Annotated in this window: 20 protein-coding genes and 1 tRNA gene; 14 read left to right on the top strand and 7 right to left on the bottom strand. The window is 70.5% G+C overall.

Annotated elements, in window-relative coordinates; genetic code table 11:
• Positions 1–339: 339 nt before the first annotated feature.
• From ACFYRX_RS27425 to ACFYRX_RS27400, 6 genes are all read left to right on the top strand, one after another.
• Positions 340–771, top strand: a complete 432-nt coding sequence (locus tag ACFYRX_RS27425; protein WP_232646584.1) for a DUF3052 domain-containing protein — start codon at positions 340–342, stop codon at positions 769–771.
• A gap of 121 nt (positions 772–892) precedes the next feature.
• Positions 893–1351: a peroxiredoxin gene (locus ACFYRX_RS27420; RefSeq protein WP_389104901.1), complete on the top strand. Its 459-nt coding sequence runs from the start codon at positions 893–895 to the stop codon at positions 1349–1351.
• Positions 1352–1475: 124 nt separating this feature from the next.
• On the top strand, positions 1476–2051 hold the full coding sequence (locus ACFYRX_RS27415) for a TerD family protein (RefSeq protein WP_389104898.1): 576 nt from the start codon (positions 1476–1478) through the stop codon (positions 2049–2051).
• Positions 2052–2150: 99 nt separating this feature from the next.
• Positions 2151–2726, top strand: a complete 576-nt coding sequence (locus tag ACFYRX_RS27410; RefSeq protein ID WP_389104895.1) for a TerD family protein — start codon at positions 2151–2153, stop codon at positions 2724–2726.
• 127 nt (positions 2727–2853) lie between these two features.
• Positions 2854–4002 carry a DUF475 domain-containing protein gene (locus tag ACFYRX_RS27405; RefSeq protein ID WP_389104892.1) on the top strand — a complete coding sequence of 383 codons (1149 nt, stop codon included), beginning with the start codon at positions 2854–2856 and terminating at the stop codon, positions 4000–4002.
• Between the two features lie 112 nt (positions 4003–4114).
• Positions 4115–4852 carry a Tellurium resistance gene (locus ACFYRX_RS27400; protein WP_389104889.1) on the top strand — a complete coding sequence of 246 codons (738 nt, stop codon included), beginning with the start codon at positions 4115–4117 and terminating at the stop codon, positions 4850–4852.
• Between the two features lie 16 nt (positions 4853–4868).
• Here ACFYRX_RS27400 and ACFYRX_RS27395 read toward each other — a convergent pair whose 3' ends face one another.
• Entirely contained in the window at positions 4869–5651 is a 783-nt protein-coding gene (locus ACFYRX_RS27395) for a TerD family protein (RefSeq protein WP_389104886.1), read from the bottom strand.
• 205 nt (positions 5652–5856) lie between these two features.
• On the opposite strand from ACFYRX_RS27395, the gene ACFYRX_RS27390 reads away from it, so the two are divergent.
• Genes ACFYRX_RS27390 through ACFYRX_RS27380 form a run of 3 tightly spaced genes read left to right on the top strand, consistent with a single transcriptional unit; the run spans position 5857 to position 10367 of the window.
• Positions 5857–7020: an HpcH/HpaI aldolase/citrate lyase family protein gene (locus ACFYRX_RS27390; RefSeq protein WP_389104883.1), complete on the top strand. Its 1164-nt coding sequence runs from the start codon at positions 5857–5859 to the stop codon at positions 7018–7020.
• A 24-nt stretch (positions 7021–7044) separates the two neighbouring features.
• Positions 7045–9525 (top strand): phosphoribosyltransferase, encoded by a 2481-nt coding sequence (locus ACFYRX_RS27385; RefSeq protein ID WP_389104880.1) that lies wholly within the window; start codon positions 7045–7047, stop codon positions 9523–9525.
• Complete coding sequence (locus ACFYRX_RS27380; protein ID WP_389104878.1) at positions 9525–10367, top strand: HAD family hydrolase; 843 nt, start codon at positions 9525–9527, stop codon at positions 10365–10367. Before ACFYRX_RS27385 ends, ACFYRX_RS27380 begins: the two co-directional genes overlap by 1 nt.
• Positions 10368–10429: 62 nt before the next feature.
• Here the strand turns inward: ACFYRX_RS27380 and ACFYRX_RS27375 are convergent, their stop codons facing one another.
• The 4 genes from ACFYRX_RS27375 to ACFYRX_RS27360 form a co-directional block, all read right to left on the bottom strand.
• Complete coding sequence (locus tag ACFYRX_RS27375) at positions 10430–11194, bottom strand: DedA family protein (protein ID WP_389104876.1); 765 nt, start codon at positions 11192–11194, stop codon at positions 10430–10432.
• A 44-nt stretch (positions 11195–11238) separates the two neighbouring features.
• Entirely contained in the window at positions 11239–11457 is a 219-nt protein-coding gene (locus ACFYRX_RS27370; protein WP_389104873.1) for a zinc ribbon domain-containing protein, read from the bottom strand.
• Positions 11458–11497: 40 nt separating this feature from the next.
• The gene (locus tag ACFYRX_RS27365; protein ID WP_389104870.1) at positions 11498–12874 is read right to left on the bottom strand and encodes a hypothetical protein; all 1377 of its coding nucleotides are present in this window, start codon (positions 12872–12874) and stop codon (positions 11498–11500) included.
• A 78-nt stretch (positions 12875–12952) separates the two neighbouring features.
• Positions 12953–13723, bottom strand: coding sequence for a DUF4097 family beta strand repeat-containing protein (locus tag ACFYRX_RS27360; RefSeq protein WP_389104867.1), 771 nt, complete (start codon positions 13721–13723; stop codon positions 12953–12955).
• Positions 13724–13943: 220 nt separating this feature from the next.
• Between ACFYRX_RS27360 and ACFYRX_RS27355 the strand changes: the two genes are divergently transcribed.
• Positions 13944–14015: transfer RNA gene (locus tag ACFYRX_RS27355), tRNA-Val, on the top strand.
• A 45-nt stretch (positions 14016–14060) separates the two neighbouring features.
• Here the strand turns inward: ACFYRX_RS27355 and ACFYRX_RS27350 are convergent.
• Entirely contained in the window at positions 14061–14393 is a 333-nt protein-coding gene (locus tag ACFYRX_RS27350) for a hypothetical protein (protein WP_389104864.1), read from the bottom strand.
• 168 nt (positions 14394–14561) lie between these two features.
• Between ACFYRX_RS27350 and ACFYRX_RS27345 the strand changes: the two genes are divergently transcribed.
• Positions 14562–14987: a DUF6003 family protein gene (locus ACFYRX_RS27345; protein ID WP_389104861.1), complete on the top strand. Its 426-nt coding sequence runs from the start codon at positions 14562–14564 to the stop codon at positions 14985–14987.
• Between the two features lie 207 nt (positions 14988–15194).
• On the opposite strand, the gene ACFYRX_RS27340 is transcribed toward ACFYRX_RS27345, so the two are convergent.
• Entirely contained in the window at positions 15195–16160 is a 966-nt protein-coding gene (locus tag ACFYRX_RS27340; protein ID WP_389104859.1) for a YihY/virulence factor BrkB family protein, read from the bottom strand.
• A 166-nt stretch (positions 16161–16326) separates the two neighbouring features.
• On the opposite strand from ACFYRX_RS27340, the gene ACFYRX_RS27335 reads away from it, so the two are divergent.
• The 3 genes from ACFYRX_RS27335 (at position 16327) to ACFYRX_RS27325 (ending at position 18393) form a co-directional block, all read left to right on the top strand.
• Positions 16327–17487 carry an MFS transporter gene (locus ACFYRX_RS27335; RefSeq protein ID WP_389105539.1) on the top strand — a complete coding sequence of 387 codons (1161 nt, stop codon included), beginning with the start codon at positions 16327–16329 and terminating at the stop codon, positions 17485–17487.
• 56 nt (positions 17488–17543) lie between these two features.
• Positions 17544–18092, top strand: a complete 549-nt coding sequence (locus ACFYRX_RS27330) for a dihydrofolate reductase family protein (protein WP_389104856.1) — start codon at positions 17544–17546, stop codon at positions 18090–18092.
• A 70-nt stretch (positions 18093–18162) separates the two neighbouring features.
• Positions 18163–18393 (top strand): DUF2277 domain-containing protein, encoded by a 231-nt coding sequence (locus ACFYRX_RS27325; protein ID WP_389104853.1) that lies wholly within the window; start codon positions 18163–18165, stop codon positions 18391–18393.
• Positions 18394–18406 lie beyond the last annotated feature (13 nt).

The following is an 18406-nucleotide window of genomic DNA, read 5'->3' as shown; positions in this document are numbered from 1 at the left end:
TTCCTTACCTGTCAGAGGGCCGTATTTCTGTATGTCTGCACCGCTCCCCATCGTGTACCTCGGGGGGCCAAACGTCATCTCTACTCCGGGGTAACCCGAGGTGCCGCACCCGGGTATGGTTCCCAAACACGCAAAGAGGGCAGAAGGGTGTGGCGTGCGTCACGACACGAGCGGGATGATGTGCCTGGAGTTGGGCCGACACGTTCCGGAACGTCACCGTTTCGGCGGTCGGAATCGCCGGGTACTTGCGCGATCCGTCCCGCCCGTGTGGACTACGGCCAACGCTGCGCGCACGCGCGTGGCTGAGACAATCATCAAGACATGATCAGGAGGCAACCCGTGAGCGCGACCGCGGACCACGCGGAGACGAGCCCTGCCGTAAGGCTGGGGTTCCAGCCCGAGCAGGTGGTCCAGGAGATCGGCTACGACGACGACGTAGACCAGGAACTCCGCGAGGCCATCGAGCAAGTCATCGGCAGCGACCTTGTGGACGAGGATTACGACGACGTCGCCGATGCCGTGGTGCTCTGGTTCCGTGACGACGACGGCGACCTGACCGATGTGCTGGTGGACGCCACCACGTACATCGAGGAGGGCGGCTCGATCCTGCTGCTGACGCCGAAGACCGGCCGTGACGGCTACGTGGAGCCGAGCGACATCTCCGAAGCCGCGACGACGGCGGGGCTGTCCGCCTCCAAGAGCGTCAGCGTGGGCAAGGACTGGAGCGGCAGCCGGCTGGTGACGCCCAAGGCGGCCAAGTCCAAGAAGTAGCCCTGAAGCAACCCCGTGGAACCGGACGGGCCGGCGCGACCGGCCCGTCCGCTTCCGTGCCGTGATCGCTGCGTAGGGTGGTTCCGTCACTCGAACAGCCCCCCGAAGGGACATCCACGCGATGGCGATCCAGGTCGGCGAAAAGGCCCCCGACTTCGAGCTCAAGGACAACCACGGCAGGACCGTGAAGCTGTCCGACTTCCGCGGCGACAAGAACGTCGTGCTGCTCTTCTACCCCTTCGCCTTCACCGGCGTGTGCACCGGTGAGCTGTGCGAGCTGCGCGACAACCTGCCGCAGTTCTCCGACCGCGACACCCAGCTGCTCGCCGTCTCCAACGACTCCATCCACACCCTGCGCGTCTTCGCCGAGCAGGAGGGCCTGGAGTACCCGCTGCTGAGCGACTTCTGGCCGCACGGCGAGGCCTCCCGCGCCTACGGCGTCTTCGCCGAGGACAAGGGCTGCGCGGTGCGCGGCACCTTCGTCATCGACAAGGAGGGCGTGGTCCGCTGGACCGTCGTCAACGCCCTGCCGGACGCCCGTGACCTGAACGAGTACGTGAAGGCGCTCGACACCCTGTGATTGTTCGCCTCCAGGGACTGCGTGGGCCGGGAACCCCTCACTAGGATCGAATCGTTGATCCGACAGCATCCGACATCGAACGCACTACGGGGCTCCCGGCCCCAGGACATCAAATGGAGGACCCGTGGGAGTCAGCCTCAGCAAGGGCGGCAACGTTTCGCTGACCAAGGAGGCCCCGGGCCTGACCGCGGTCATCGTCGGTCTGGGCTGGGACGTCCGCACCACGACCGGCACCGACTTCGACCTGGACGCCAGCGCCCTGCTGGTGAACGCGGCAGGCAAGGTCGCCGGCGACTCGAACTTCGTCTTCTTCAACAACCTCAAGAGCGGGGACGGCTCGGTCGAGCACACCGGCGACAACACCACCGGTGAGGGCGAGGGCGACGACGAGCAGATCAAGGTCGACCTCGCAGGCGTCCCGGCCGACGTCGACAAGATCGTTTTCCCGGTCTCGATCTACGACGCCGAGAACCGCCAGCAGTCCTTCGGCCAGGTGCGCAACGCGTTCATCCGCGTCGTCAACCAGGCCGGCGGCGCCGAGATCGCCCGCTACGACCTCTCCGAGGACGCCTCGACCGAGACCGCCATGGTCTTCGGCGAGCTCTACCGCAACGGCGCCGAGTGGAAGTTCCGCGCCATCGGCCAGGGCTACGCCTCGGGCCTGCGCGGCATCGCGCAGGACTTCGGCGTCAACGTCTAGGACCGGCCCCGGCCCCCTCGTCCGGCGCCGCACGGTTTGCGTGCGGCGCCGGACGTGCAGGAACAGCACAGAAGCACACTCTCGGGGAGGGAACAGCAGATGGGCGTCACGCTCGCCAAGGGGGGAAACGTCTCCCTGTCCAAGGCCGCACCCAACCTCACTCAGGTGTTGGTCGGGCTCGGCTGGGACGCGCGCTCCACCACCGGAGCCGACTTCGACCTCGACGCCAGCGCCCTGATGTGCGGGGGCGGGCGGGTCCTGGGTGACGAGTACTTCGTCTTCTACAACCAGCTCAAGAGCCCGGAGGGCTCGGTCGAGCACACCGGCGACAACCTCACCGGTGAGGGCGAGGGCGACGACGAGTCGCTGCTGATCGACCTCTCCAAGGTGCCGGCGCAGTGCGACAAGATCGTCTTCCCGGTCTCCATCCATGACGCGGACAACCGCGGCCAGACCTTCGGCCAGGTCAGCAACGCCTTCATCCGCGTGGTCAACCAGGCCGACGGCCAGGAGCTCGCCCGCTACGACCTCTCCGAGGACGCCTCCACCGAGACCGCGATGATCTTCGGCGAGGTCTACCGCTACCAGAACGAGTGGAAGTTCAGGGCGGTCGGGCAGGGGTACGCGTCCGGCCTGCGCGGCATCGCGCTCGACTTCGGGGTCAACGTCTCATAACGCGATATGAGCAAAAGCCGGGGGCGGGTGGGCTCCGAAGGGGGGCCCACTAGACTTCGGCTTCAAAGTCTTCGTAAAGCCGAGTGCGGCACGGGGGAACCCCGTACACGTACGGATTGGGTAGCCAGTGGTTCTCAAAACCTTCGGCTGGTCGTTCGCGGTCACCGCGCTCGGCCTTGTCGTCGCCGTCCTCTACGGGGGGTGGGAGGGCTTCGGCGTCGTGGCGATCCTCTCCATCCTCGAGATCTCGCTGTCGTTCGACAACGCGGTGGTCAACGCCGGGATCCTGAAGAAGATGAATGCCTTCTGGCAGAAGATCTTCCTTACCGTCGGCGTCCTGATCGCCGTCTTCGGCATGCGGCTGGTCTTCCCCGTCGTGATCGTCGCGGTCACCGCGAAGATGGGGCCCATCGAGGCGGTCGACCTCGCCCTCAACAACAAGGACCACTACCAGGAGCTGGTCACCGACGCGCACCCGGCGATCGCCGCGTTCGGTGGCATGTTTCTGCTGATGATCTTCCTGGACTTCATCTTCGAGGACCGGGACATCCAGTGGCTGCGCTGGATCGAGCGGCCGCTGGCCAAGCTCGGCAAGGTCGACATGCTGTCGGTCTGCATTGCGCTCGTCGTCCTGCTGATCACCGCGTTCACCTTCGCGACCCACGCCCACCAGCACGGCGGCGCGCATGTCGACAAGGCGCAGACGGTCCTGATCGCCGGTATCGCGGGTCTGATCACCTACATGGTCGTCGGCGGCCTCTCCGGCTACTTCGAGGACAAACTCGAAGAGGGAGAGGAACGCGAGCACGAGGAGGAGGAGCGGGCCGAGCGCGAGGGCAAGCCCAAGTCGGCCGTCCTGATGGCCGGTCAGGCCGCGTTCTTCATGTTCCTGTACCTGGAGGTGCTGGACGCCTCGTTCTCCTTCGACGGCGTGATCGGCGCGTTCGCCATCACCAACGACATCGTGCTGATGGCGCTGGGTCTGGGTATCGGCGCGATGTACGTCCGTTCGCTGACCGTGTACCTGGTCCGCCAGGGCACCCTGGACGACTACGTCTACCTGGAGCACGGCGCCCACTACGCGATCGGCGCGCTCGCGGTGATCCTCATGGTCACCATCCGGTACGAGATCAACGAGATCATCACCGGTCTCGTCGGTGTCGTCCTGATCGGCTGGTCCTTCTGGTCCTCCGTGCGCCGCAACAACGCGCTCGCGGCCGCCGAGGGAAAAGCCCGGGGCTCGGACGAGAAGACTGAGGTCTCGTCCGGGGTGTGACACCCTCCCCGATGAGGAACGCTCTGAGCGGGGCGGCCGACCACCGGCCGCCCCGCCGGTTTTCCCGGTGACATCGTGACGCCGGTTTTCCAACGCGAACGTGGGGGCGGGAATGGGCTTCTTCGACGGGCTCCGGGGCGGCCGAGAGGTCGACTTCGACTCGGGCAGCGCGGCCAGCAACGCGATCGAACTGACCAAGCGGCACAACCGGGTCTCGCTCACCAAACAGGGCGCGGCGACCGGAAACCTGCGCGTCAACCTGACCTGGCGGATGCGGACGTCCGACATCGGGGGCTCGCAGCGCGAGTCGCTGCTGCGGCACCCCTTCAAGGCACTCAGGCCGCCGGAGGTCCTCGGGCACAGCCAGAGCATGGTCAACGTCGACCTCGACCTGGGCTGCCTGTACGAGCTGGCCGACGGGACGAAGGGGGTCGTCCAGCCGCTGGGCGGGCTGCTGGGTGACGTCAACGCGCCGCCGTACGTGAAGCTCAGCGGGGACGACCGGTTCGGGTCGGCGTCCGGCGAGACGATGTACGTCAACCTCGATCACCGGGAGGCGATCAAGAGGCTGCTGGTCTTCGTGTACATCTACGACCAGACGCCGGCGTTCGACCGTACGCACGCGATCGTGACGCTGTACCCGAGCAACGGGCCGCGGATCGAGATAGGTCTCGACGAGCGGCATCCTCAGGCGCGGTCCTGCGCGGTCGTGATGATCGAGAACGTCAAGGACGAACTCGTGGTGCGGCGCGAGGTGCAGTTCGTGTACGGCTTCCAGGGGGAGCTGGACCGGTTGTACGGGTGGGGACTGCAGTGGGGGCGCGGTTACAAGGCGAAGGCCGACAGGTGAGCCGCGCGGCGCGTCCCTACCGTCCGATGAACTGCGGGCCCTGCGGAGGCATACGGAACTCCGCTGCCGCTGCCGGAGCCACCGGCTGCGGGTAGCCGTAGCCGGATGCCGCCGGTACCGGGGCAGTCGCCGGAGTCGGCGTCTGGGGGTAGCCGTAGGCCTGCTGGGTGGGCACCGACGTGGCCGACTGGGCCGGTTGTTCCGGGGGGAGGGGGAACGACGTGGGCTCGGGCCGGGCCGGGTTCTCCGCGGAGTCCGAGTCCTCCACCGTGATGCCGAACTCGGTGGCCAGGTCCTGGAGGCCGTCCACATAGCCCTCGCCCAGGGCGCGGAACTTCCAGCCCTCGCCGCGACGGTAGAGCTCGCCGCAGATCAGGGCCGTCTCCTGGCCCGTCTCCGGCTTGATGTCGAAGTGGACCAGCGGCTCGGCGTCGGTGGCGGAGGCGTCGTACAGCAGGATGCGCAGGCCCTGTACGCGGTCGAAGGTGGCGCCGTCCGCCGAAGCGACCAGGAGAATCTGGCTGATGTCGGGCTCGACACCGGTCAGCTCTGTCTGGATCGTGTCGGTGAGGCCTTCGGCGACGCGTTTCTTGCCGAGGAGCCAGACCTTCCCGGAGGGATGCCGGGGCTGGTTGTAGAAGACGAAGTCCTCGTCGGACCGCACGCGGCCGTCGGGGCCGAGGAGCAGCGCCGAGGCGTCGACGGGCGGAACCCCCTGCGCGGGCGCCCAGCGCAGCACGGCACGTACCGTGGTGGCTTCCAGCGGGATGTTCGACCCCTTCAGCATCGCGTGCGTCATGCGGTCATCCTGCCCTCTCGGTCCTGGTCACGACAACGTGGGGGTGAAGGTCCCGGTTCATGTCGTACCGGCATCGACATGGCCGTGTATGTCTGCGTTACCTGAAATTCATGCCCGGTGGGAACCTCAGACATGGGTACCTACGTACTATTACCGGCCACCTGTGAACCGTTCACAGGTTGCACAGCTGCCACGGGGGAGTCATATGCGTCATTTCGGGCACATCGCCCCTGAGGTGCGCCAGCGCCTCTTCCACCAGGAGCCCTGCGAGTTCACCGCGGACTCCCCGTCCCGGCTGCTCTCCGCGGCCCTGGGCGCCACGCTCTACAGTCCGGCCACGCGGCCGCGGCTCGCCGACGACATCGTCAAGCAGACCGGACGCGGCGTGGTCTCGATGGTGCTGTGCCTGGAGGACTCGATCGGTGACGACGATGTCGCCGAGGGCGAGGAGAACCTCGTCCGGCAGTTCACGGACCTCGCGGAGCGCGGCGTGGACCTTCCGCTGCTCTTCATCCGGGTCCGTTTCCCCGAGCAGATCCCCGATCTCGTACGACGGCTCGGCCCCGCCGTCCGGCTGCTCTCCGGATTTGTGCTCCCCAAGTTCACCGAGGAGCGCGGCATCCCCTTCCTGGAGGCGATCTCCGCCGCCGAGGCCGCGAGCGGACACCGGCTGTTCGCCATGCCCGTCCTGGAGTCACCGGAGCTGCTGTACCGGGAGACGCGCGTAGAAACCCTGGAGGGCATCTCCCGCGCGGTCGACAAGTACCGCGAGCGGGTCCTCGCGGTCCGCCTCGGCGTCACCGACTTCTGCTCCTCCTACGGCCTGCGCCGCGCCCCCGACATGACCGCCTGGGACGTCCAGATCATCGCCTCCGTCATCGCCGACGTGGTGAACATGCTGGGCCGCGCCGACGGCACCGGGTTCACCGTCACCGGCCCCGTCTGGGAGTACTTCCGGGTCCAGGAGCGCATGTTCAAGCCCCAGCTGCGCCGCAGCCCCTTCCTGGAGGGCCAGGCCGAGGAGCTGCGCGAGGCGCTCATCGAGCACGCCATGGACGGACTGCTGCGCGAGATCACCCTCGACCAGGCCAACGGCCTGCTCGGCAAGACCTGCATCCACCCCTCCCACGTACTGCCCGTGCACGCGCTGTCCGTGGTCAGCCACGAGGAGTTCAGCGACGCGCAGGACATCCTGCGGCCCGAGCGCGGCGGCGGGGGCGTGCTGAGGTCGCAGTACACGAACAAGATGAACGAAGTGAAGCCGCACCGCGCCTGGGCCGAGCGCACCCTGCTGCGCGCCGAGGTCTTCGGAGTGGCCAACGAGGACATCGGCTTCGTCGAGCTGCTCGCCGCCGGAATACCCGGCTGACCGTCTGTGAACACCAAGGGACGTATGAACAAGGCAGTGAACGACGACGTGTGGTCGGGGACATGGGTCGCCGACCGGCTCGGCGTCGAGCTCGTGGGCGACAGCCGGCTGACGGACCTCCTGGGCCTCGCGCTGCGGCGCAACCCCAAGCGGGCCCACCTCCTGGTCTCGAACGTGCTCGGCAAGCACGTACCGCAGTCGCCGTCGGTGGTCTACGGCCACGGGTTCGCCCTGGGCCGCCGGGTACGGGAGCTGCTGGGCGACGAGGAGGCCGCCCGCGCGGTCGTCCTGGGCTACGCGGAGACGGCCACCGGGCTGGGCCACTCCGTCGCCGACGGCATCGCCCTCGCCCCGTACCTCCACTCCACCCGCCGCCCCGTCCCCGGGGTCACCCCCGCGGGCGGCTTCGAGGAGTCCCACTCCCACGCCACGAGCCACCTCCTGCTGCCGGAGAACCCTTCGCTCCTGGCCGGCGACGGCCCCCTGGTCCTGGTCGACGACGAGTTCTCGACGGGCAACACGGTCCTGAACACGATCAGGGATCTGCACGCCCGCTATCCGCGAGACCGATACGTGGTGGTCGCTCTGGTGGACATGCGCTCGGAGGCGGACGCGGGGCGCCTGGAGTCCTTCGCCGAGGAGATCGGCGCGCGGGTCGACCTGGTGGCGGCGGCATCGGGCACCGTACGCCTGCCCGAGGGCGTGCTGGAGAAAGGGCAACATCTGGTCGCCCAGTACGAAAGCGCCCTAGGGGCGCGGGGCTGTATCGAATCTGCGGCTACCGCCGCGCGGGCGCGACCAGCCCCCACACACCCGCACCCGGCAATCAACCGCATAGACCTCTCGTGGCCCCGCGACCTCCCCGACGGCGGCCGCCACGGATTCACCCCCAAGCATCGAATACGCCTGGAATCCGCCCTCCCCACGATGGCCGCCCGCCTGGCCGAGGCCCTCCCGCCGGAGGCGAACCGCGTACACGTCCTCGGCTTCGAAGAGCTGATGTACGCCCCTCTGAGGCTCGCCCGAGAACTCGAACAGGTCGCCCAGGGCACACAGGTCACCTACTCCACCACCACCCGCAGCCCCGTACTGGCCGTGGACGACGCGGGATACGCGATCCGCACCCGCCTCACCTTCCCCGCCCACGACACCCCCGCGGACGGCCCCGGCGACCGCTACGCCTACAACGTGGCCGGCGCCGGTTTCGACGCGATCGTCGCCGTCGTCGACTCCACCGCCGACACCCCCGAACTGCACGCCCCCGACGGCCTGCTCGCACAACTGACCGCGCACACCCCGCACGTCGTCCTCGTGGTCCTCCCCAGCCACACCCCCGAAAGGCCCCCCATGCTCCCCGAGCCCCTCCGCGGCCCCGCCTTCTCCTCGTACGCCCCGGAGGACGTCGGCTGGCTGCTCCAGGACCTCTCGGACGTCACGCTGGAGGCGCCGACCGAGGAGCGCGAGGAGGCCATCCAGAGCGGCGGCGCGCACTACGCGGAGTCGCTGCCGGTGGAGTACCAGCCGAGCGAGCAGTACCAGGAGCTGTTCCACACGGCCCTGAAGGAGTCCTCCGCCAGGCTCGCCGAGGCGGTCGGTGCCGTGACGGAGATCGTGCTCCAGGAGCGCTCGCCCCGCCCGGTCCTCGTCTCCCTCGCCCGCGCCGGCACCCCCGTGGGCGTCCTGATGCGCCGCTGGGCCCAGTTCAGGCACGGCCTGGACCTGCCGCACTACGCCGTCTCGATCGTCCGCGGCCGCGGCATCGACGCCAACGCCCTGCGCTGGCTGGCCGAACACCACGACCCCGCCGACGTCGTCTTCGTCGACGGCTGGACCGGCAAGGGCGCCATCACCCGCGAACTGGCCGCCGCGATCGAGGAGTTCGAGGCCGAGGGCGGTCCCGTCGGCTTCGACCCGGAGATCGCCGTACTGGCCGACCCGGGCTCGTGTGTGCGGACGTACGGCACCCGGGAGGACTTCCTCATCCCCTCCGCCTGTCTCAACTCCACGGTGTCCGGCCTCATCTCGCGTACGGTCCTGCGCGCCGACCTGGTCGGCCCGGACGACTTCCACGGCGCGAAGTTCTACCGCGAACTCGCCGGTGCGGACGTGTCGGTGGACTTCCTGGACGCCGTGGCCGCCCGCTTCCCCGAGGTCGCCGAGGCGGTCGGCGCGCAGGCCAAGGAACTCCTCTCCAGCGACCGGGAGCCCACCTGGGAGGGCTGGGCGGCCGTCGAACGCATCAGTGAGGAGTACGGCATCCACGATGTCAACCTCGTCAAGCCGGGCGTCGGCGAGACCACCCGGGTGCTGCTGCGCCGGGTGCCCTGGAAGATCCTGGCGCGGGCCGGGGCGGGCGCCGACCTGGACCACGTACGCCTGTTGGCCGGACAGCGAGGTGTCCCGGTCGAAGAGGTCGCCGAACTCCCGTACACCTGCGTGGGGTTGATCCATCCCCAGTACACGCGGGGCGCGACGGGTGCCGACGGCAGGGCGGTGGCCCTCTGATGGCGACTCAGGCTCAGCCCCAGCCCACGCCCCAGGCTCCGGTGCTTGTCGCCAGCGACCTCGACCGCACGCTCATCTACTCCGCCGCCGCCCTCGCGCTCACCATGCCGGACGCGCGGGCGCCCCGGCTGCTCTGCGTCGAGGTGCACGAGAGCAGACCGCTGTCGTACATGACGGAGACGGCGGCCGGGCTGCTCTCCGAACTCGGCGACGCGGCGGTCTTCGTGCCGACGACGACCCGTACCCGCAAGCAGTACCAGCGCATCAACCTCCCCGGCCCTCCGCCCACTTACGCGATCTGCGCGAACGGCGGCCACCTGCTCGTCGACGGCGTCACCGACCTCGACTGGCACACCCGCGTCACGGCCCGCCTCGCCGACGAGTGCGCCCCGCTGGACGAGGTCCGCGCCCATCTGGAGAAGACGGCCGATCCGCTCTGGGTGCGCAAGCACCGCCTCGCCGAGGACCTCTTCGTCTACCTCGTCGTCGAGCGCGAACTGCTGCCCGAGGACTGGGTGAAGGAGCTCGCGGTGTGGGCCGAGGACCGCGGCTGGACGGTCTCCCTCCAGGGCCGCAAGATCTACGCCGTCCCCAAGCCGCTCACCAAGAGCGCGGCCATGCGCGAGGTGGCCCGGCGCACGGGGGCCACCCTGACGCTGGCCGCGGGCGACTCCCTCCTCGACGCCGACCTGCTGCTGGCCGCGGACCGTGGCTGGCGGCCGGGGCACGGGGAGCTGGCGGACGCGGGCTGGACGGCTCCGGCGATCAGCGCGCTGCCCGAGCGGGGGGTGCTGGCGGGGGAGCGGATCCTGCGGGAGTTCCTGAAGGCGTCCCGTCCCTAGGGTCTGTCCGGCGGATCATGCCGGCGGCGCGGGGCCTGGTGCGCACATCTGCGGCGTTGTCGTCACTCTCCCCCACTCTCGACTTCGCTCGAGCGGGAGGGGCCCCCATCGCTCCGCGTCGACTCCCTCCTCCGCCTTGCAGCTGCACGCACCAGGCCCCGCTCACCTGCGCTGACAAGGCGCCGTTCCTTGGAGCCGGCCTGATCCGCCGGACAGGCCCAAGCGGGCGCCGGCCGCCGCCGTAGCCGTACGACGACGAAGACCGCGACCGCGGCTACGGCGGCCACCAGGACGGCCTTCGAGTACGCGGACACGACATCGGTGACCTGGGTCCAGTTGGCGCCCAGGGCGTGGCCCGCGAGCACGAACGCCGTGTTCCACAGGGCGCTGCCCAGCGTGGTCAGCGTCAGGAACACGGGCAGCGGCATGCGTTCGACGCCGGCCGGGATCGAGACGAGGCTGCGGAAGACCGGGATCATCCGGCCGAAGAACACCGCCTTGGTGCCGTGCCGTCGGAACCAGGCCTCGGTGCGCTCGATGTCGGCGGCCTTGACGAGCGGCAGCCGGGCCGCGAGTGCCACCGTGCGGTCCCGGCCGAGCAGCGCGCCGACGCCGTACAGCGCGAGGGCGCCGATCACCGAGCCCGCCGTCGTCCACAGCAGCACGGCGACCAGGCTCATCCGGCCGGTGCTCGCCGCGAAACCCGCGAGCGGCAGGATCGCCTCGCTCGGGATCGGCGGGAAGAGGTTCTCCAGGGCGACGGCGATCCCGGCGCCGGGCGCGCCCAGCGTGTCCATGAGGCCGTTGACCCAGTCGGTGACTGACATGGGCCCACGCTAGGCGGGCGCACCTGAAGGCAGCCTGAAGCGGGTCAGCCGCAGCAGCCTCCGCCGCAGCAGCCCCCTCCACCGCCCGCCTGGGGTGCGGGGGCCGACGCGGACGCCGTGCCGCCCACGGCCACCGTCGACAGCAGCTTGACCGTGTCGTCGTGGCCGGAGGGGCAGTCGGCGGGGGCGGAGGACTCGGCCATGGGACGGCTCAGTTCGAAGGTGTCGCCGCAGGTCCGGCAGCGGTACTCGTAGCGAGGCATGCGCACAGGTTAACCGGCGATCCGGGATCGTCGTAGGCCGTCAGTGTGCGCCCCCGCGTTCCTCGCGGATCCGGGAGACCACCCGCGCCACCGCCTGCCGTACCGCCTCCGTCTCGGTCAGGAAGTGCCAGTAGTCCGGGTGGCGGCCCTCCAGGGTGCCGATCGCCCGGTCCAGGCGTGCCACCGCCTCGTCCAGCGGGCGCGCGTCGCGGGGGTCGGGGGTGGTGCGGCCGCTCATGGCGAGACGCTGGGCGTCACGGAGGGCGAAGCGGGTGCGGTCGATCTCCTGCTGGGGGTCCTTCTGGACGGCGTTCAGCCGGCGCAGCCGGTCGCCGGCGGCCGAGACGGACTCGTCGGTGGTGTTGAGCAGGGCCCGGACCGTGGAGAGCAGGGAGGCCGCGTCCGGCCAGCGCTGTTCGTCGCGCGCGGCCCGGGCCTCCCGGAGCTTCAGTTCGGCCTGGGCCACGTTCTGCGCGGCCTGGTCCGGGACGTGCTGGAGGTCCTGCCAGCAGGCGGCCGTGAACCGGCGGCGCAGCTCGCTGAGCACCGGGTCGACCTGGCCCGCGCGGGTGGTGAGGGCCTCGGCGCGGGTGCGCAGGGAGACGAGCCGGTGGTCGATCTCCGCGGCCCGCTCCGGCAGCCGCTCGGCCTCCGCCCGGACCGACCCGGCCTCGCGGGCGACCCGCTCGGCGCGCTCCAGGGTCTCCGGCACGCCGTGCTGCCCGGCGCCCTGGTTGAGCTTGGTCAGCTCCGGCCCGAGGGCGGCGAGCCGGGCCGCGAGGTCGTCCGCCTTCAGCCCCGACTCCCTTACCGCGTCCAGGGCGTTGGAGGCGGCCAACAGGCCCTGCCGGGCCCGCTCGACGGCCGGGGCGAGTCGGGCGAGCTGGGTCTCGGCCTTGCCGAGCAGCGGACCGAGGCTGTCGCCGAAACGGTCCAGCTCCTTCTTGACGTTGCCGAGGTCGTCCTTGGCCCGGGTCAGCTCCGCACGCGCGCGTGTGGCGACCGAGGCCTCCAGCTCGTCCCGGTCCAGGTCATGGGCGTCGACGGCCTCGATGTAGCGCCCGCTGGCCTCGTCGATCCGCCCGCTGATCGCCTGGAAGTCGGCGACCGCCCGCCGGGCGGCGGGGGAGTCGTCGACAGCCGTGATGGTCTCTATCGAGATCCGCAGATCCCGCTGGGCGGTGTCCAGTTCGTAGAACGCGGCCGCGGCGGCGTCCTTCGCAGCCTGCGCCTCGGCCCGCTGGCTCTCCGAGCGCCCGCCGAACCAGCGCCGGGTGCCACCCCCGGCGAACGCCGCCGACAGCGCGAGGGCGGCCAGCAGCGGCAGACCGACGAGAGTGAGGGTGTCCCTGAGCGCCTGACGGTGTGCGCGCGGCACCATCGACGACGAGTACGACTGCGATGGTGTCGCCGTCACATCCCTCTCCCGTGCTGTGTCCGCCCTGGCGTGCCCGGTGTCATTCTCCCACCGGTAAGGAACGAACACACGGGCCGGTCAGTTCGCCGTTCGGACCGTGACTTTGCCGTCTCCGCTCTGGGCGGACACGAGGTGGCCGCTGGAGTCGGACCGGGGCACGGAGACGTCGACGCCGCCGTCACCGGTCTTCGTGTCCACGCGGTAGGTGGCCTTCGGCACCTCGATGGTCACCGAGCCGTCGCCACTGCGGGTCTCCACCCGGTCCGGTACGGCGCCGAGTTCGAGGTGGACCGAGCCGTCCCCGGTGCGGGCGGTCACCTGGCGGGAGGTGACCGCCGCGCGCATCGATCCGTCGCCGGTGCGCAGGTCCAGCGGTCCGCTGGAGTCGGTGACCCGCACCGAACCGTCGCCGGTGCTGATGCTCAGCGGCTGGGTGAAGCCCCGGGCGCGGACACTCCCGTCCCCGTCCTCGACCTTCACGGTGATGTCCCGCGGCACCTCGATACGGTGCTTGGCCGCGCAGTCGGCGACGACACCGCTGCACTTCATCCGCAGCACCAGCCGGTCGTTCTTCATCGACCAGGTCACCTTCGGGTCCTTGCCGAAGGCGACGCTTCCCTGGAACCAGCGGGTGACCTCCACCGTGCCCGACTTGTTCGCGTCGGCGGCGACGATCTCCAGCGCCGAGTCGTCGGAGTCGACGGTGAGGGTGCGGCCCTGGAGGGCGAAGGAGCGGTGGTCGGGGGTCTTGTCGTCCCCTGCGGAGGCACCGCAGGCGGTGGCCCCCGCGACGACGAGCGCGACGACCCCGGCCGCTGCGGCGGCACGTACGGGAACGGAACGGACCATGACGATCTCCCCCTGATCTACCCCTGACGGGCGGCCGCGGGCACTCCGCGACCCTGCTTCGACCCTAGGGACCGCGGCTCCTGCGGGGGATCCGGGCCGCTCCCGGATTCGGGGTGGGGTTTTCCCCCGTATCAACCCTGGTACCGACCCTTACTCCGGCGGTCCCCGAGTAAGGGTTTGCGGGGCATGGGCCCGGGCAAGGTAGGCTGCGACTCGTCCCGGGTGCGTAGCTCAGGGGTAGAGCGCCTGCCTTACAAGCAGGATGTCGGCGGTTCGAAACCGTCCGCGCCCACACCGGAGAGGACCCCGGCCGATCTCGGCCGGGGTCCTCTGTCGTTCACCCGGTCTCCCGGTCCGCGTGCTTCAGCCTGGAGCGGGCATCCACGCGTTCCGGTGCGGCCACCTCCGTCCAGAAGCGGTGGGTGGTGACGAAGACCGCGAGTTCGTGTTCGCGCTGCCGGAGCTTCTCCACCTCGGCCTGTTCGTCCGGGGTCCAGCCGGGCGAGGCGGGGCGTTCCACCTTGCGCCAGCCGTGGTCGTCGCTGAAGCCGTCCAGCGGCGCGACCGACCAGGGCAGCCGCTTGAGCAGGGCCGACAGCTCGGCCCGGACCTGATGCAGCTCCTCCTGACCGGCGAGGAGGTCACTCGGAAAGTCGTAGGTCTCAGCCACGGCGCAATGGTACGCCTGTTCGATTTTGAGTTGCGAGCGGCTTCGGGAGGTTCATGCGAACGGGTGTGCCGCCGGGCGGGCTCGGGCGGGGCCGGCCCGGAGCCGCGGTAATCCGGGTCAGGCGGGGTAATGGCACGTCGATCAGCACCTGTTGAGAAGGAGCCGAGGATGACCGACGACGCCTACCTGTTCCTGCTTGACGACGCGTCCGTACAGCTCGGGGTGGCCCCCGCGGCCGTCGGTGAGCTCGCCTGCATGGACACTCCCGCGGTCCGCGCGTGGCTGGACGCGCAGGGCAGCACGCCGACCTCCCCGCATCTGCGGCTGCTGCCGCCGGAGGAGACGGCGGCGGTGCCCGAGGGAGCGGAACGGCTGCCCGTCCCACTGAGCGACGAGGAACTGAGCCGGGTCCGCCACGCGATGGCACCGCAGTCCCTCGCCGGTGTCGAGGAGGAACTGCTCGCCTACCGCGACAGCGCGGACGGCCGGGACGACCTGATCGGACGCGCACTGGCCGCCGGCGTGGCCCCGCACCGCATCGTCGAACTGACGGGAGTGGACCCGGCGACGGTGACGGCGGCGGCGGAGGGGTGAGGGCGGGGTGTGCGGCGGACGGCTGACGGCTTTGCGGCGGGCGGTCGGCCGGCGGCGAGGGTTCGGGTGACCGGTGGCGGCGGACGTCGGCGGGGCGCGTCTCTGTCGGTGCGGCAGACGGTCGGCGGGGCGTGCTGCCGCCGGCGCAGGTGGCCGGTCGCGTGGGTCGGTCGGAGGACGCGGAGTGGTGTCGGCTGTCGTTCGGGGTCAGACACCCGGGCCGGGGTCCGGGTGGACGGCTGATTCCACGCCCGCGCGGGCCGCTTCCAGCTGGGCGGCGAAGGCGATGCCGAGGAAGAGCGCGACCGCGGTGAGGTTGGCCCACAGCAACAGGGCGATGAACGCGGTGAGCGGCCCGTACACGGCGCCGAAGGCACCGCTCTCCTCGACGTACAGCGCGAGCAGCCAGGTGGCCGCCACCCACAGCAGCAGATGTACGGCCGAACCGAAGGCCAGCCAGGTGTAGCCGGGCTGCACTCGGCGGGGAGACCAGCGGAAGATCACGGCGGAGGCGACCCAGGCCAGCGCGAGTCCCACGGGGATGTCGAGCACGCTCCACCACTGCGGTCCGCTCCCCGCCCGGCCGGTGGATTCCGCCACCGCGTCACCCACGGCCTCGCCGGCGACGAGTACGACGAACCCCAGCACCAGGGGCAGACCGGCGGCGAGCGCGAGCACGATCCCGCGCGCGTACTTGCGCGGGAAGGGGCGGTCGCGCTCGATGCCGTAGATCCGGTTGGCGCCGCGTTCGATCTGGCCCATGGCCGAGGCGAGGTTCAACAGCGCGAAGCCCAGGCCGAGCCAGAGGGCGAGCGTGCTCCAGACATCGCCATGCGCGGTACGCCGCGTGCCCTCGAAGGCGTCCTCGACGATCTCGGCGCTGGCGCCCGGCACGATCCGGCCGAGCGTGAGCTCGATGATCCGGCCCACGCCCTCGGTGTGCACCGACGTGGCCAGCCCGACCAGCGCCACGGTGCACGGAACCAGCCCGAGCACCACCTGGAAGGCGAGGGCCCGCGCGTTGGTGAAGCCGTCCGCGTAACGGAACCGCGCGAAGGAGTCGGCGAACAGCCGCAGCCCCCCGTAGTGGCGCAGGGCGGTGAACGCCTCGTCTCCGGAGAGCTCGTCCCCGATCATGTCCCGGGTCTGCGGAACGGTGACGGCGGTTCCCATGGCGTGGACGCTCCTTGTCGTACGACTGCTTGCTGTCCGCCTGCCCCGTGATCCCCCCATCCCGACCTCGTATGTCCAAGCGCCGTCGCTTCTTTGTCCATGGACCCGCCCGCGGCCGTGGCGCGAGGGTCGGGGGATGGACGCGAAACTCGCGGAACGGCGACGGATGCCCAGGGGGCTCGTCGCGTTGGCGGTCGGTGGGTTCGGGATCGGGTTGACCGAGTTCCTGATCGCGGGGCTGCTGCCGCAGGTGGCGTCGAGTTTCGCGGTGTCCGAGGCGGCCGCGGGCCGGCTGATCTCCGGATACGCGTTGAGTGTCGCCGTCGGTGCGATCGCCCTGACCGCGGCGACGGCACGGTTGCCCCGGAAACAGGTCCTGGTCGGCCTGGTGGTCCTCTTCGTCGTCGGTAACCTGCTGTCCGCGATCGCGCCCGACTACCGGTTGATGATGCTCGGGCGGATCGTCGCGGCGTTGTGCCACGGGTCGTTCTTCGGTATCGGCTCACTGGTCGCGCGCGGCCTGGTCGCGCCGGAGAGGAAGTCCCGCGCGGTGGCCGTCATGTTCGCCGGACTGACGGTCGCGAACGTGCTGGGCGTGCCGTTCGGCGCCCTGGTCGGGGAGCGTTGGGGTTGGCGGGCGGCCTTCTGGGCGGTCACCGCGATCGGGCTGGTGGCGCTCGCGGGTGTCGTCGCCTTCGTGCCGGGGCGCGCGGGAGAGACCCCGCGACCCACCGCGCTGCGCGCCCAGGCCGGCGCGTTCCGGTCGGCGCAGGTGTGGCTGACCCTGCTGGCGACCGCGCTCGGCTACGGCGGGATGTTCGGCGCGTTCAGCTACCTCGCCTACACGTTCACCGAGGTCGGCGGCTTCTCCTCGGCGGACGTCTCCTGGCTGCTCATGGTGTACGGCGTCGGCCTGGTCGTCGGGAACCTGGTCGGCGGGCGGGCCGCCGACCACGACCGTGACCGCGCGCTGCTGCTCGCGCCGGCCGGCCTCACCGTCACCCTGGCCCTGTTCGGACTGCTGGCCGCCGACGCCCTGGCGTCGGTGGTGCTGGTGTTCCTGATGGGGGTGTTCGGGTTCGCCGGCGTACCCGGATTGATCACCCGCGTCACCGACTACGCGCAGGGCGCCGCACTGGCCGCCAGTGCCAATGTGTCCGCCTCCAACCTCGGCAACGCGCTGGGCGCCTGGGCCGGCGGCCTCGCGATCACGGCGGGTTTCGGCTACACCGCACCGCTCTACGTCGGCGCCGGCATCGTCCTGGCCTCGGTCGCCGTCATGGGCGTCGCCGTGCACCTGGCCCGGCCGACGGGGCGGGTGCGGTGACTTTCGGCGGTGCGGCGGGTCTCCAGGTGACGGGAGCCGTCGAGAGGGGATCGACCATGGAAGCGCAGACCGCCGCGGGCAAGGTGCTCTGGCACTTCACGATGTCGTTGGACGGGTTCGTGGCGGGGCCCGGGCATGCGATGGACTGGATGACGGGGGTCGCGTTCCGGCCCGGCCTCGTGGAGGAGTACACCGGGACCACCGGGGCCGTGCTGGGCGGCCGGGACGGCTGGGACGCCTTTCCCGATCCCGGGGCCATCTACGGCGGCGCGTGGCAGGGGCCGCTGTTCGTCCTCACGCACCACCTCGAGGACGTACGGCCCGCGGCCGGTGTGACCTTCCTGAACTGCGACGCCGCGGAGGCCGTCCGGATCGCGCTGGAGGCCGCCGGCGGCAAGAATGTGGAGGTCTTCTCACCCACGATCGGCCGGCAGCTCCTGGAACGCCGGCTGATCGACGAGATCGACCTCCACATCGCGCCTGTCCTGCTCGGCGACGGAATCCGGCTGTTCGACAACCCCGGCGGCACCCCCGTCCGCCTCGAACTCCTCGGCGGGGACGACCCCATGGCCGCGGTGGACGTGCGCTACCGCCCGGCCGGGTGACGGTGAGGCCCGACGGTCCATTTCGCCGGAGGCGGGAGCGGTATTCCGTCGGTGGAGGGAGACTGTCGGTATGTGCCGCAGTATCAAGACGCTTCGTCCGCCTGTATTGCCCGAGGAGGCGACGGAGGACGACATTCGGGCCGCCGCGCTTCAGTACGTGCGGAAGGTGTCGGGCTTTCGGGCGCCGGCCGCGCACAACCAGGAGGTGTTCGAACGGGCCGTGGAGGTGATCGCGGAGGCGACGGCGGAGTTGCTCGCCGGGCTCGAGGTGCGAGGGGCGGCTCGGCGCGAGGCGGGCTGAGCCGCACCGGGGG

Origin of the sequence: Streptomyces sp. NPDC005374 (genome assembly GCF_042872225.1) — a bacterium.
Taxonomy (GTDB): domain Bacteria; phylum Actinomycetota; class Actinomycetes; order Streptomycetales; family Streptomycetaceae; genus Streptomyces.
Note: the sequence above shows the minus strand (reverse complement) of the source record. Positions and strands in the feature narration are given on the sequence as shown.

Bases quoted from the DNA above. Each gene is read 5' to 3' on its own strand.
- ACFYRX_RS27420 (WP_389104901.1), top strand. From the start codon at position 893: ATGGCGATCCAGGTCGGCGAAAAGGCCCCCGACTTCGAGCTCAAGGAC.
- ACFYRX_RS27410 (WP_389104895.1), top strand. From the start codon at position 2,151: ATGGGCGTCACGCTCGCCAAGGGGGGAAACGTCTCCCTGTCCAAGGCC.
- ACFYRX_RS27400 (WP_389104889.1), top strand. From the start codon at position 4,115: ATGGGCTTCTTCGACGGGCTCCGGGGCGGCCGAGAGGTCGACTTCGAC.
- ACFYRX_RS27395 (WP_389104886.1), bottom strand. From the start codon at position 5,651: ATGACGCACGCGATGCTGAAGGGGTCGAACATCCCGCTGGAAGCCACC.
- ACFYRX_RS27390 (WP_389104883.1), top strand. From the start codon at position 5,857: ATGCGTCATTTCGGGCACATCGCCCCTGAGGTGCGCCAGCGCCTCTTC.
- ACFYRX_RS27385 (WP_389104880.1), top strand. From the start codon at position 7,045: ATGAACAAGGCAGTGAACGACGACGTGTGGTCGGGGACATGGGTCGCC.
- ACFYRX_RS27380 (WP_389104878.1), top strand. From the start codon at position 9,525: ATGGCGACTCAGGCTCAGCCCCAGCCCACGCCCCAGGCTCCGGTGCTT.
- ACFYRX_RS27375 (WP_389104876.1), bottom strand. From the start codon at position 11,194: ATGTCAGTCACCGACTGGGTCAACGGCCTCATGGACACGCTGGGCGCG.
- ACFYRX_RS27370 (WP_389104873.1), bottom strand. From the start codon at position 11,457: ATGCCTCGCTACGAGTACCGCTGCCGGACCTGCGGCGACACCTTCGAA.
- ACFYRX_RS27360 (WP_389104867.1), bottom strand. From the start codon at position 13,723: ATGGTCCGTTCCGTTCCCGTACGTGCCGCCGCAGCGGCCGGGGTCGTC.
- ACFYRX_RS27345 (WP_389104861.1), top strand. From the start codon at position 14,562: ATGACCGACGACGCCTACCTGTTCCTGCTTGACGACGCGTCCGTACAG.
- ACFYRX_RS27340 (WP_389104859.1), bottom strand. From the start codon at position 16,160: ATGGGAACCGCCGTCACCGTTCCGCAGACCCGGGACATGATCGGGGAC.
- ACFYRX_RS27335 (WP_389105539.1), top strand. From the start codon at position 16,327: ATGCCCAGGGGGCTCGTCGCGTTGGCGGTCGGTGGGTTCGGGATCGGG.
- ACFYRX_RS27330 (WP_389104856.1), top strand. From the start codon at position 17,544: ATGGAAGCGCAGACCGCCGCGGGCAAGGTGCTCTGGCACTTCACGATG.
- ACFYRX_RS27325 (WP_389104853.1), top strand. From the start codon at position 18,163: ATGTGCCGCAGTATCAAGACGCTTCGTCCGCCTGTATTGCCCGAGGAG.